Origin of the sequence: Haloarchaeobius iranensis (genome assembly GCF_900103505.1) — an archaeon.
In the GTDB taxonomy this organism is placed as follows: domain Archaea; phylum Halobacteriota; class Halobacteria; order Halobacteriales; family Natrialbaceae; genus Haloarchaeobius; species Haloarchaeobius iranensis.
On sequence record NZ_FNIA01000008.1, the window covers coordinates 183049 to 195799 of the forward strand.

Here is a 12751-nt window from a genome sequence, read left to right on the forward strand (position 1 = left end):
TCGGAACGTGAAAACGGTAGCCGGGTCGCGCTCAGTCCTCGGGGGGCACGTTCGCCAGCTGGTCGACCTCCAGCGAACCGCCGAGCGTGCGGTTCGGGTAGGGGATGTCGATGCCCTCCTCGTCGAACCGCTCCTTGACCGCCTGGACGTACTCCCCGCGGGTCTTCACGAAGTCCGCGCGCGACGGGTTCTCGATCCAGATGCGGGACTTGAGGCCGACCGAGGAGTCGCCGAGTTCGGTCAGCCGGACCGACGGCTCCGGGTCCGCGAGGATGCCGTCGTGGTTCGCAGCCTCCTCGAGGATGATGTCGGTCGCCTGGTCGATGTCGTCGTCGTAGCCGATGCCGAACAGGAACTGGAGCCGCAGCTGGTCCTTCGCGACCGGGTTCTTGACGACGTTGCTCGTCAGCTGGGAGTTCGGCACCGTCAGCAGCTCGTTGTCGAACGTGCGGACGCGGGTGACGCGGAGGCTGATGTCCTCGACGATACCGGAGTTGCCGTTCCACTCGATCCAGTCGCCGATGCGGAACGGCTTGTCGGTGAAGATGAAGACGCCGGAGACGAAGTTCGCGATGATGTCCTGCATCGCGAAGCCGATAGCCAGGGTCGCCGCCGCACCGATGGTCGCCAGCGCGGTCAGGAAGTTCCCGAACTCCGCGAAGCCGAACGAGACCGTGATTGCCGCGAAGACGACGACGAAGTGCACGAGCTTCCGGATGGGGAGCTTCGCGTGCCGGTCGAGTCCGCGGCGGTCCATCACCCGGTTCGCCAGCGGGATGACGATCACACGGCCGACGACGTACACACCGACGAACGCGATTACGAACTTCGAGAACTGCGCGGTGATGCCGATGATGCTGTCGGGCACGCCCAGATCGGAGAGCACGCTCCTGACACCGGTGTAGCCGTTCCCCTGCAGGAACAGGCCGGCCAGCAGCGCGAACGCCCCGGACATCAATGGTACACCGCGGTGTTCCCTCGTGTCTCTATCAGTTCCGCGTCGACCAGTTCGGCGAGCTCCTCGGCGAGTTCCTCGGTCGACGTGCCGCCGCGGGCCGCCCGCAGGAACTTCGCTTTCACCAGTTCGGCCGATTTGAGCTGGTCCTCCAGCTCGGCTGTCACCGACTCGATACCGCTCTTGCCGACCCAGACCGTCACGTCGAGGTCGTGCGCCTGCTTCCGAAGGTCCTCTCTACTCATTCGTGGCTCCGGCTTCGCGGTCCAGCGGTTTGAATGTTGTTCCAGACAGCCGCGAGAACCGGTTTAGCGCCGCCGCTCGGGGCCGTGTCCCGCTCACTCGGGCACTACTCGTACGGGTACCGCGCGTGCGCTCCGCAGTCGCAGGTGACCACGGCGTGGCCGTCCTGCAGGCGTACCCGTGCGTTCCTGCCCGGCACGAGGTACGCGTCGCAGGCGTCGCAGGTGAATCGCTTGAACCGACGCGGGAGCGAGAGCCGGTTCCGCTCCGCGATGCGTCTCGCCAGGCGCACGTAGTACCGGGCCCGTTCCTCGTCGCCGGCGCGGGTCGCCTCGCGGGCCAGGTCGCCGAGCCGTTCGATCCGCTCCGCCGCGACGCTCATTGCTATCACGAGGTTTCTGGTGGGTCGGCAAAGGGCTACCGTTGTCCGTCGCGAGTCGAAACCTATTTTCTGTCGTCGGGCGACCGACACGGCAGTGCGCGTCCTGAACCACCTCGAACTGGAGTCCCAGATGCACCGGAGCGGTATGGGCACGGCCGCAGACCAGCAGCGCGAGGCGCTCTCGCGGGCAGCCCCCGAGATAGACGTGGTCACGTCGCCGTGGACCGACGGGTCCGTCCCGGACGCGCTGTTCGCGTCGTGGGCGTACGGCGACGACCTCCTCGTCGACTACGACGTCGCGCATCTGAACATGGCCGGCCCGGCGTCGCTCGCGCTCGCGCGCCGGGCGAAGGCACAGGACATCCCGCTGATACTGCACACTCACGTGACGAAGGAGGACTTCCGGGACTCGTTCCGGTTCTCGAACGTGGTCGCGCCGGCGCTGGGCGTCTACCTCAAACAGTTCTACTCGCAGGCCGACCTCGTGCTCTGCCCCTCCGAGTACACGAAAGGGGTGCTGGAGTCGTACCCGGTCGATGCACCCATCAAGCCGATCTCCAACGGCATCGACCTCGAACCGCTCCAGGGCTACGAGTCCTTCCGCGAGGCGACCCGCGAGCGGTACGACCTCGACGGCATGGTCGTCTTCGCGGTCGGGAACGTGTTCGAGCGCAAGGGACTGACGACGTTCTGCGAGCTGGCACAGGCGACGGACTACGACTTCACCTGGTTCGGCACCTACGAGGAGGGACCGGCGGCGTCGAAGACGGTGCGGAAGTGGACGGGGAACCCGCCGGAGAACGTCACCTTCACCGGCTGGGTCAACGACAAGCGGATGGCCTACGGCGCGGGCGACGTGTTCTGCTTCCCCGCGAAGGTCGAGAACCAGGGCCTCGTCGTGCTGGAGGCGATGGCCTGCGAGAAGGCCTGCGTGCTCCGTGATATCCCCGTCTTCCGCGAGTACTTCGAGGACGGCCACGACTGTCTCATCTGCGAGGACCTCGCGGAGTTCGAGGCGGCACTGCAGCGCCTCGAGTCGAACCCGGCGCTTCGCGAGCGCCTCGGGAAGAACGCACGCGAGACCGCAGAATCGCACGGCCTCGAGGAGATCGGTGCGGAGCTGGCCGCGACGTACCGGGACCTGCGGGAGCGACACTGAAGTCAGGTGATTTAAGTTCTCAAGGGTCAATCGCCCGATAATGGACCTCCAGGTTGCAGCCTTTACCGACACCTATCTACCAACGGTAAACGGTGTGACCTACACCATCAAGTCCTGGCGGGACCGCTGGAACCGCAACGGCGGCTGGATGGACGTTGTCTACCCGGACTCCGACGACTACGTGCCCGAGGCCAGCGAGCATCCGGTCCGCTCGGTCCCGTTCCCGTTCTACGAGGGGTTCCGCGTCGGTGCGCCACAGGTGCCCGAGGCGGCGACGAAGGCAGACGTCATCCACGCCCACACGGCGTTCGGACTCGGGCTCGCGAGCCTCCGTCTGGCCCGCTCCGAGGACAAGCCGCTGGTCGCCTCGTACCACACGCCGACCGCGGAGTACGCGAACTACATCGCCTCCTCGGACCGCATCACGGGTGGCCTCCGTCGGCTGAGCAAACACTACGAACGCTGGTTCTACAACCGTGCGGACCTCGTCATCACGCCGTCGGAGCCGACGCGGCGGACGCTCGTCGACGACGTCGGCGTCGAGACGCCGGTCCACGCGCTCTCGAACGGTATCGACGTCGACCAGTTCCGCCCGGTCGACACGACGGCGTTCCGTTCGCAGTACGACCTCGAGGGGACGCTGATCGGCTACACCGGCCGCCACGGCTACGAGAAGCGGCTGTCGGACATCATCGCGGCCGCCGAGGCCCTCGACGTGACGGTCGTCCTCGGCGGTGACGGCCCTGCGCGCGACGACCTCGAACGGCAGGCACGCAGCAGCGACGCCGACGTGCGCTTCCTCGGGTTCCTCGACCGCGACGAGATGCCCGCGTTCTACTCCGCACTCGACGTGTTCACGTTCCCCTCGCCCGTCGAGACACAGGGCCTCGTCGCGCTGGAGGCCAACGCCTGTGGCACACCCGTCGTCGGTGTGGACGCCGGCGCGCTCGCCGAGACGGTCGACGACGACGTCACCGGCTACCACTTCGACCGGGGCGACATCGATGGCTTCCGACGGGGGATCCGGCGGGCGCTCGACGAACGCGAACGGCTCTCCGAGAACTGTCTCGACCGGCGCGACGAGGTCAGTATCGACCACGTCATCGACCGCCTGGAGTCGCTCTACGAGGACGTCTCGTAGATATTCGGCGCGAACGTCAACCGCTTCCTGAGCCCGTCCGACACCACCAGCGCGGCACCCACTCCGGCGAGCGTCGCGGCCACGAGCCCGGTGCCCTGGACCGTCGGGTCGCCGGCCGCGAACTGGAGGAGCGACCCGACGACGAGCACGGGGGCGAACGAGAGTGTCGCCTTCGTGTGTCTCTCCGGAAGCTCCCTCGCCAGCACGTACAGCGCGACTGCCGAGAGCGACATCTGTGTTCACACCATCGGCCGTCCAGCCTGTAAAAAGTGTCGGGTGCGTTCCGACTCAACGAGCGCCCGCGGCGCGGCTCGCGACCGACGGGTCCGGTCAGTCGTCTTCGAGGGCGTCCGCGATGCGCTTGAGCGCGCGAGTCTGGTCGCGCATCTCGTCGCGGAGCTGGCGGACCTCGCGGACGAGCTCCTCGTTGTCCGAGCCCTCGTCACGGCCGCCGGGGCCCATGCCGCCGCCCGGGCCACCGCCCATCATGCCACCCATCATCTGGGCGAACGGGTTGCCGCCGCCGCCACCCATGCCGCCGGGGCCGCCGGGGCCGCCCGGACCACCGCCGCCGCCGCCCATCATCTCTTCCATGCGCTCGCGTCGGTCCTCGTCGGACTCCTCCTCGCGGCGTTCGCGGATCTCCTCGACGCGCTCGCGGAAGGATTTCTGCTCGTCGTCTCCGTTCTGGGGCTCCTCGCCTGTCTCCTCGTCTTCTGCCATACGCTCCGCTTCTGCCTCCGTCCCGAAAAGGGTTTTTCTCGGCGAGGAGCACGTCCTCGTCCTACGAGAACGACCCGAGGCTCGACTGGAGCCGGCGGTCGGTCGCCTCCCGGGTGACCCCGTAGCCCACGAGTTCCCGCAGGTCGACCGCGTACGTCGTCCCGCCCCGGTCGAGCACGAGGACCCGACCCTGTACACCCCGGACCGTCCCCGAGAGTAGCGTCTCCGGCACCGGTCGCGCGTCGAGGTCGAGCCCGTAGTCGAACGAGAACGTCTCGAGCACCTCGAACCCGTCGAGGAGTTCGGCCCACGCGGTCTCGTCGACGGACTCGTCGAGCCCGGCGACCTTCGTGGGGACGCGTACGCGATCCGGAATCTCCTCGGCGTACTCCGCCTCCAGCTGCCGGGCGATGCGCCCGTCTGAGACAGTATGGACGTGTGCCGCCCGGTCGGCCCCCTGCTCGCGGAGCCGCGTCCGCAGGCGTCCCGATTTCGTCACGCCGATCTTGAACACGTCCGGTGCGAACGCTGCGAGATACACCGCGTGCTCCTCGCGACAGTTCGCCAGTGGACGGTCGCAGTTGCCAGTACACCGGGCACACGGCCACCGGCTCGTGTGCTGGTCGCAGTAGGGTGCTCCGGGTCGATCGCAGGCGTAGTGGTCGTCGTCGTCGACGGCGCCGGCACACCACCGGTCGCCCAGCGAGAACGAGAGCGCCGCTCCCGGTGTGAGCGGTTCGCGCTCGACCGTGTCGTCGCTCGCCAACAGCAGCGCTGGTGCATCCGTTGCGGTCTCCGTCCGATAGCCGACGACCTGCACGCCTCGATGTAACGCCGTTCCGGCTAAAGCCGTGTCGTTCGCCCCTGTATAATCTATTTTGGATTATAATGTATCCGATTCACCGTAACTGCTTTGTCGCTACCGCTGGCACTGCCGCCCGTGAAGGACGAGTCAACGGAACGAACGGAGGGGGATGAGTCCCTGGCGCTTCGAGTCGCCGACGGCATCGTCTCGCACAGCAAGCTCGTGATACTCGTCTTGCTCGTGGCGACGGCCATCGTCGGCAGCGCGGCGGGGCAGGTCGAGATGTCCACCTCGACGGACAGCTTCCAGACGGAGACGGTCGCTGCGGACAAACTCGACTACGTGAACGCCAACTTCGGCGACCCCGACGCAGCGAACCGGACGACGGTGCAGGTCGTCGTCCGGAACGACAACGTCCTCACGCGGGAGTCGCTGCTCGAGATACTCGCCTTCCAGCGGTCGCTCGCCGAGAACGACTCCGTCGCCGCGACTCTGGCCGCCGAGCCGAGCACCGTCAGCGTCGCCAACGTCGTGGCTATCGCGGCCGTCCAGCAGGACCGCGCGGCGGCCGGCCGACCCGGTGGCCCGCCGCCGAACCTCACCAGACAGATCGGCGCGCTGGAGTCCCGCAACGCCGCCGAGGTGGAGCGGCTCGTCGAACGCGCGCTCTCGCCGGACGCCGACGCGCCGACCGGCGGACAGGACCCGCTGACGCTGCTCCCGACGCACTACGAGCCCGGCACCGCGAGCACGAACGCCACCGTCGTCGTCGCCTTCCAGGACACCGGCGGCAGTGACGGTATCTCGGAGCCCGTCTCCAGCGCCCAGCTCGACATGCAGGCTCTCGCGGCCGACCGCTTCGGTGACGACGCGTTCGTCTTCGGGGTCGGTATCGTCGAGGACGAGACCGGCCGCTCCATCGGCGACAGCTTCGCCATCATCGGGCCCGTCGCGCTGCTGCTCGTCATCCTCACGCTCGTCGTCGCCTACCGCGACCTCGTCGATATCGTCCTCAGCACCCTCGGCATCGGGCTCGTCCTCGTCTGGATGCAGGGGTTCATGGGCTGGTTCGACATCCCATTCGGGACGACGCTCATCGCCGTACCAATCCTGCTCATCGGCCTGGCCATCGACTACGCCATCCACGTGTTCATGCGCCACCGCGAGGTCCGCGACGGTACCCCCGAGCCCGGCGCGCGCGACGGCATGGTGCTCGCGCTCGGCAGCGTCGGCATCGCGCTCGTCTGGGTGACCGTCACCACCTCCATCGGCTTCCTCTCGAACCTCGTCAGCCCGCTCGCACCCCTGCAGAACTTCGGCCTCGTCAGCGCCGCCGGCATCGTCAGCACGCTCGTCGTCTTCGGCGCGCTGATCCCCGCACTCAAAGTCGAGGTCGACACCCTGCTCGAACGCGTCGGACTGAACCGTCGGAAGACACCGTTCGGCGGCGACACCCCCGTCGTCGGCCGACTCCTCTCGCTCGGAGCCGTCGGCGCGAAGCGCGCCCCGGCCGTCGTGCTCGTCGTCGCCGTCCTCCTCAGTGGAGTCGGGGCCTACGGCGGCACGCAGGTCGACACCAGCTTCGACCGAAGCGACTTCCTCACCGAACAGCCGCCCGACTGGATGGAAGAACTCCCGGAGCCGTTCGCCCCGGGGGAGTACAACATCCGGCAGAACGCCGCGTTCCTCAACGACAACTTCCTCCAGCAACGCGACACCAGCCGTGCCGAACTGCTCATCGAGGGACGCGTGACCGACCCCGGAACACTGGACAGGGTGGTCGCCGTCCGCGACCGCGCCGTCGCCGGCGAGACCGTCATCACCCTCGCCGACGACGAACCGCGAATCCTCGACCCCGTCTCGACCATCCAGGCGGTCGCCGCACAGAACGAGACGTTCGCCGCGACGGTCGCCGCGGCCGACACCGACGACGACGGCGTCCCCGACCAGAACCTCACCGCGGTGTACGACGGCCTCTACCGCACCGCGCCAGCACAGGCCCGGCAGGTCGTCGCCCGGAACAGCGCCGGCGAGTACGAAGCCCTGCGCGTGCAGGTGGCCATCCAGGGTGGCTCGTCCGTCCCACAGGTCCGTGACGAGATGCAGGCCGCAGTCGAACCCGCACAGGGGGACGGACTCACTGCCACCGCGACCGGCCAGCCCGTCCTCACCGCCATCGTACAGGACGGCCTGCTCGAGACCGTCGTTCTCACGCTCGTCGTGACCGTGCTCGCCGTCCTTGCCGTCCTCGTCGTCGGTTACCGGCTATTCGACGGGTACGCCAGCCTCGGCGCGGTCACCATCGTCCCCGTCGTGCTCTCGCTCGCGTGGGTGCTCGGCGTGATGTACCTGCTCGAGATTCCGTTCAACGCACAGACCGCGCTCATCACCAGTCTGGGCATCGGTCTCGGCGTCGACTACAGCATCCACATGTCCGAGCGCTTCACCGACGAGCTCGAACGGCTCGGCGACGTCGACGACGCGCTCACCGCGACCATCGACGGCACCGGCGGCGCACTCCTCGGCAGCGCGGTCACCACCGCCGCCGGCTTCTCGACGCTCGCACTCGCCATCGTCCCGTCGCTCCAGCGCTTCGGCATCGTCATCGGCGTCGCCATCGTCTTCGCGTTCGTCGGCGCGGTGCTCGTCCTCCCGAGCATCCTCGCGCTCTGGGGACGGTCGGTCCCGAACTGACTACGTCGAGCCCACGTCGTCGCCGACCCCGATGCGGACCCGCTCCTCGTTCTCCCACGTCGCATCGCCGTCGAGGAAGGCCGCCACGCGGTCGACGAACTCGCCGTGCTCCATCCCGATACCGCCCGTGGTCAGGTCCAGCGTCACCGCGTCGACGTCCTCCAGCACATCCCCCTCACCACCCATCACCGAGAGGAACTCGTCGGGGCCGACGGCCTCGCCCGCGCGGAGACGCTCCGCGACCGAATCGAGGCCCGCGCCGAGGGTCACGTCCACGTCGAAGGTGACCTCCACGTCGACCGTACTGTCGAACCCCTCTGCCGCGTACGCCTCCTCGGCCCGCGTAATCGCCGGGTCGAGGACGTGTTCGAACTCCATCCCCGTCTCCTTCATGCCCATGTAGGCGAACGACTGCATCCCGACCAGCCCGTACCGGAACGCCGGGTCGTCCATCCCCTTCTCGAATATCTGCTTCCTGTCCTTGCGCTCCAGATTGCGTAGCAAGAGGTAGAAGTCCACGATGGCCTCGCTCACCCGCTTGCGGATGCGTGCCTCCGCGTTGCGCTTCGATTGCTCGTGCTCCATCTCGGTCAACCCGAGGAGGTACTCGCGGTCCGCGCGCGACAACATCCCCCGCGGCCTGTCGGGGTCGAACTCCATAATCAACTTCCGGTTATGCGAACACCGACTTTAACGCTGCCGACTCGGCGGAACGCCTATACGCTCCCCGGCGGAACCGGCACCCATGTCGCTCACCGGGCAGCTCGACGTCGACGCGTCCGCGGACGAGGTGTCGTTCTCCTTCACCGTCACCAACGACGACCCCGACCCCGTCGACCTCCAGTTCTCGAACGCACAGACCCACGACGTGCTCGTCGTCGAGGACGGCGACACAGCGATCTGGTCGTTCGCCGAGGGCCGCATGTTCGCACAGATGCTCACGTCCAGGACGCTCGACGCCGGCGAGTCCGTCACCTACGACTGCGCCTGGGACGACCCGGAACCGGGGAGCTACATCGCGACCGCGTTCCTCGCCGCGAACAACGCCGACTGCGAAGCCAGCGCCGAGTTCTCCGTCTGACCCAGCTATCGCTGGCCGGGCCGTGTGTACGCGCAGTGCCGACGAGCGACGTAGCCGTCGCCAACGTCCGGCTCACGTCGTTCGGAGGCTGTGGCCGTAGCTCGTCGATGCTACCTGCACTCGACGACCCACAGCCCACGATGGGGCTGTCGCTCGCCAACGAATGAATGAAAGGTATGAATGGCAGGCGGCGAATCGCGTTTCCCAGAGGCTCGCGCACTCCAGTACTCCCCGACACGCTGGCGAGCTTAACTTCCGTGTTCGGGATGGGTACGGGTGTTACCTCGCCGCTGTGGCCGCCTTAACGCCGACCAACGGAATCGAACCGTTGCAGTGGACCGTCATCGGTCGTCTACACTCGTGTACACGCGCAATCCAGTTCGCGCCTGGACCACCCCGAATCGCAGTACGGTGGTCCCAGTATGCGGTATGACTAATGGCATGATCTGTTAGTGCTCGCGGGCTTAACGCCTCGTTGCCTTGGCGCGCACACCCCGAGTCTATCTAACCCGTCTTCTACGGGTGATCATAGTGGTACCTCTTTTCCAGGTGGGTTTCGAGCTTAGATGCGTTCAGCTCTTACCCCGTGTGACGTGGCTGCCGGGCACGTGCTCTCTCGAACAACCCGTACACCAGTGGTCACCATTCGTAGTTCCTCTCGTACTATACGAACGTTCCCGTCAGGTACCGTTACACCCCCAATAGATAGCAGCCGACCTGTCTCACGACGGTCTAAACCCAGCTCACGACCTCCTTTAATAGGCGAACAACCTCACCCTTGCCCGCTTCTGCACGGGCAGGATGGAGGGAACCGACATCGAGGTAGCAAGCCACCGGGTCGATATGTGCTCTTGCCGGTGACGACTCTGTTATCCCTAAGGTAGCTTTTCTGTCATCAATTTCCCGCATCAAGCAGGATAATTGGTTCGCTAGACCACGCTTTCGCGTCACCGTCCCTCGTTGTGAAGGACAGTGTCAGCCCACCGTATGCTCTTGCGCTCTGCTCCGAGTCTCCGACTCGGATGAGGTGGACATAGGGCGCGCTCGATATCTTTTCAAGCGCGTACCGCCCCAGTCAAACTGCCCGGCTACCGGTGTCCTCCGCCAGGAGTGAGAGTCACAGTCACTAATGGGTAGTATTTCAGTGTTGACTCGGTGGCCCGCTAGCGCGGGTACCTGTGTAACGTCTCCTACCTATCCTGCACATTAGCGACCGTGTCTCAGCGACAGCCTGCAGTAAAGCTCTATAGGGTCTTCGCTTCCCCTTGGGGGTCTCCAGACTCCGCACTGGAACGTACAGTTCACCGGGCCCAACGTTGGGACAGTGGCGCTCTCGTTGATCCATTCATGCAAGCCGCTACTGAAGCGGCAAGGTACTACGCTACCTTAAGAGGGTCATAGTTACCCCCGCCGTTGACAGGTCCTTCGTCCTCTTGTACGAGGTGTTCAGATACCTGCACTGGGCAGGATTCAGTGACCGTACGAGTCCTTGCGGATTTGCGGTCACCTATGTTGTTACTAGACAGTCGGAGCGCCCGAGTCACTGCGACCTGCCTCTCTGCGAGGCAGGCATCCCTTATTGCGAACGTACGGGACTAACTTGCCGAATTCCCTAACGTCGGTTGTTCCCGACAGGCCTTGGCTTTCGCCGCCATGAGCACCTGTGTCGGTTCTTGGTACGAGTCACAGACTTGCCTTTTCACGGGCCCTAGGTACGATCGACTTTCGCTGTCTCATGGTTCGTCCGCTTCGTGCCGTTACGGCTTCCACGGAGTTGCATAATTCGACTGGGCGATGGCCCAGCTCGATTGTTCCCAAGGCGTCGGCGTTTACTGTCTGTGAGCACTGGAATATTAACCAGTTTCCCTGTCGTCACATTCGACTTACGGTGTGACTTAGGATCGGCTAACCCTCGACTGATCAGCATTGTCGAGGAACCCTTGCTCATTCGGCCGTCGGGGTTCTCACCCGACTATCGCTGCTACTATGGCCAGGATTATCGTCACCAGTCGGTCCACACGAACTCTCGTCCGTGCTTCCACCCGACTGGAGCGCCAGTCTACGGAATCACCCCTATGGGGGGTGTCGCCAGGTCTCGGTGATGGATTTGAGCCCCGATCATTTTCGGCGCCTCGAACCTCGGCCGGTAAGCTGTTACGCTTTTCTTAGAGGGTAGCTGCTTCTAAGCTCACCTCCCGGCTGTTTAGGGCTCGAGACTACCTTCGGTTGCACTTAATCCATACTTTGGGACCTTAACCCAGCTCTGGGTTGTCTCCCTCATGGTGCACAGGCTTACCCCGCACACCGGACTCCCTGCGTCTGTGGCGCTCGTAGGTTCGGAGTTTGACAGGGAGGCCGACATCTCTCGATGGCGGGTCTCCCAATCGGTCGCTCTACCCCACGAGCTACCTCAGCAGAGGTCATGCTTCGACATGTTTCGACTGGAACCAGCTGTTGCCAGGCTCGATGGGCCTTTCACCCCTATACGTAGGTCACGAGAGGGTATTGAAGGACACCAACTCTAACAGGCCTCCACGTGCCTTTCGGCACGCTTCACCTTGCCCACGCATAGATCGCCTGGTTTCGGGTCGCATCCGGTCGGCTCCCCGCCCTTGAAGACGGTGGCCCTGGCCCGTGAGGGCTGCGGCCGTATCGGTTTCCCTGCGCCTGCCTCGATGCTCGAGTTAGACTTGCCGGTCAGATGCACTCCCTGGCTCGTTTTTCAAAACGCACGACGGAACATCGGCTCCCCACGATTCCTACTGGAGACTCGCGTCTCGGTCGTTTTTCGTGGGGCCTTGTATGCCCCGTCGCTCTATCGCCACCTGGGTTCAAGCCCTATTGCACCTCCCGTTGTGGGGTGCTTTTCAGCGTTCGCTCACGCTACTTGTTCGCTATCGGTCTCAAGGAGTACTGAGTCTTCGCGGTCGATGCCCGCGTTGTTCCCGAGGGATATCCAACCCTCGGTACTCTGGAGCTGACGCACGCTGTACTGGCTTCTGTTACGGGATTGTCACCCTGTATCATCCTCCGTTCCAGGAGAGTTCACAGAAGGGTTCGAGCGGTGAGTGTCAGTCCGAACACCACATTGCCCGTGAGGGCTTCGGTTTGGACTGGATCGCGTTCACTCGCGGTTACTAACGATGTCGCGTATTGCTTTCTTTTCCTACCGGTACTGAGATGTTTCAATTCCCGGTGTTCCCCATTGCGCGAAGCAATTGCGGTGGGGATTCCCATTAGGAGATCTCCAGTTCGATGCCTCCGTGCGGCTTGCTGGAGCTTTTCGCAGCTTGGCACGTCCTTCGTCGGCTCTTGAGCCGAGCTATCCATCAGGTGGCAGAGTAGCCACGTTGTATATGGGACGTTCACTGTGACCCGGAATGGTCCAGTGGACGCCTGGATTGCGCGTACACACGGTGTCATAACGTTGCCCAGGAGTGTAAGCTGGGCTACGTTCGACCCTTCCCACCCTCGCTTGCACGGGGTGGTGCATCGGTTCGTTGTTCGGATAGAGTCGTATCGGTCTCCCACACTTAAGGGGAGCGATTCGAACTCCACCCGAACGACA

General features: G+C 64.9%; 11 protein-coding genes and 2 rRNA genes. 4 read left to right on the top strand and 9 right to left on the bottom strand.

What is annotated here, in order from left to right; all coding sequences use genetic code 11:
* Positions 1-31: 31 nt before the first annotated feature.
* The 3 genes from BLT27_RS09255 to BLT27_RS09265 all read right to left on the bottom strand — a co-directional run bounded on the left by BLT27_RS09255 (position 32) and on the right by BLT27_RS09265 (position 1580).
* The gene (locus tag BLT27_RS09255; RefSeq protein WP_089733135.1) at positions 32-955 is read right to left on the bottom strand and encodes a mechanosensitive ion channel family protein; all 924 of its coding nucleotides are present in this window, start codon (positions 953-955) and stop codon (positions 32-34) included.
* On the bottom strand, positions 955-1200 hold the full coding sequence (locus tag BLT27_RS09260) for a YhbY family RNA-binding protein (protein WP_089733138.1): 246 nt from the start codon (positions 1198-1200) through the stop codon (positions 955-957). Before BLT27_RS09260 ends, BLT27_RS09255 begins: the two co-directional genes overlap by 1 nt.
* 104 nt (positions 1201-1304) lie before the next feature.
* A complete protein-coding gene (locus BLT27_RS09265; RefSeq protein ID WP_089733139.1) occupies positions 1305-1580 on the bottom strand; it encodes a ribonuclease P protein component 4 in 276 nt (91 codons plus the stop codon).
* 94 nt (positions 1581-1674) lie between these two features.
* Here BLT27_RS09265 and BLT27_RS09270 point away from each other — a divergent pair, with 94 nt between their 5' ends.
* Both BLT27_RS09270 and BLT27_RS09275 read left to right on the top strand, forming a co-directional pair.
* Positions 1675-2739: a glycosyltransferase family 4 protein gene (locus BLT27_RS09270; RefSeq protein WP_089733141.1), complete on the top strand. Its 1065-nt coding sequence runs from the start codon at positions 1675-1677 to the stop codon at positions 2737-2739.
* Positions 2740-2779: 40 nt separating this feature from the next.
* Complete coding sequence (locus BLT27_RS09275; RefSeq protein ID WP_089733143.1) at positions 2780-3880, top strand: glycosyltransferase; 1101 nt, start codon at positions 2780-2782, stop codon at positions 3878-3880.
* Here the strand turns inward: BLT27_RS09275 and BLT27_RS09280 are convergent.
* The 3 genes from BLT27_RS09280 to BLT27_RS09290 form a co-directional block, all read right to left on the bottom strand.
* On the bottom strand, positions 3862-4113 hold the full coding sequence (locus tag BLT27_RS09280; protein WP_089733144.1) for a hypothetical protein: 252 nt from the start codon (positions 4111-4113) through the stop codon (positions 3862-3864). The two genes, BLT27_RS09275 and BLT27_RS09280, sit on opposite strands and share 19 nt — an antisense overlap.
* Before the next feature lie 97 nt (positions 4114-4210).
* The gene (locus tag BLT27_RS09285; protein ID WP_089733146.1) at positions 4211-4603 is read right to left on the bottom strand and encodes a hypothetical protein; all 393 of its coding nucleotides are present in this window, start codon (positions 4601-4603) and stop codon (positions 4211-4213) included.
* 61 nt (positions 4604-4664) lie between these two features.
* On the bottom strand, positions 4665-5423 hold the full coding sequence (locus BLT27_RS09290) for a DUF2797 domain-containing protein (protein WP_089733148.1): 759 nt from the start codon (positions 5421-5423) through the stop codon (positions 4665-4667).
* Between the two features lie 120 nt (positions 5424-5543).
* Between BLT27_RS09290 and BLT27_RS09295 the strand changes: the two genes are divergently transcribed.
* On the top strand, positions 5544-8102 hold the full coding sequence (locus BLT27_RS09295; protein ID WP_217639116.1) for an efflux RND transporter permease subunit: 2559 nt from the start codon (positions 5544-5546) through the stop codon (positions 8100-8102).
* On the opposite strand, the gene BLT27_RS09300 is transcribed toward BLT27_RS09295, so the two are convergent.
* On the bottom strand, positions 8103-8762 hold the full coding sequence (locus BLT27_RS09300) for a DUF8102 family protein (protein ID WP_175526424.1): 660 nt from the start codon (positions 8760-8762) through the stop codon (positions 8103-8105).
* Between the two features lie 85 nt (positions 8763-8847).
* Here BLT27_RS09300 and BLT27_RS09305 point away from each other — a divergent pair, with 85 nt between their 5' ends.
* The gene (locus BLT27_RS09305) at positions 8848-9183 is read left to right on the top strand and encodes a BsuPI-related putative proteinase inhibitor (RefSeq protein ID WP_089733151.1); all 336 of its coding nucleotides are present in this window, start codon (positions 8848-8850) and stop codon (positions 9181-9183) included.
* Between the two features lie 182 nt (positions 9184-9365).
* On the opposite strand, the gene rrf is transcribed toward BLT27_RS09305, so the two are convergent.
* Positions 9366-9487: ribosomal RNA gene (gene rrf, locus BLT27_RS09310) — 5S ribosomal RNA — on the bottom strand.
* Between the two features lie 127 nt (positions 9488-9614).
* Positions 9615-12537, bottom strand: a 23S ribosomal RNA gene (locus BLT27_RS09315).
* Positions 12538-12751: the final 214 nt, after the last annotated feature.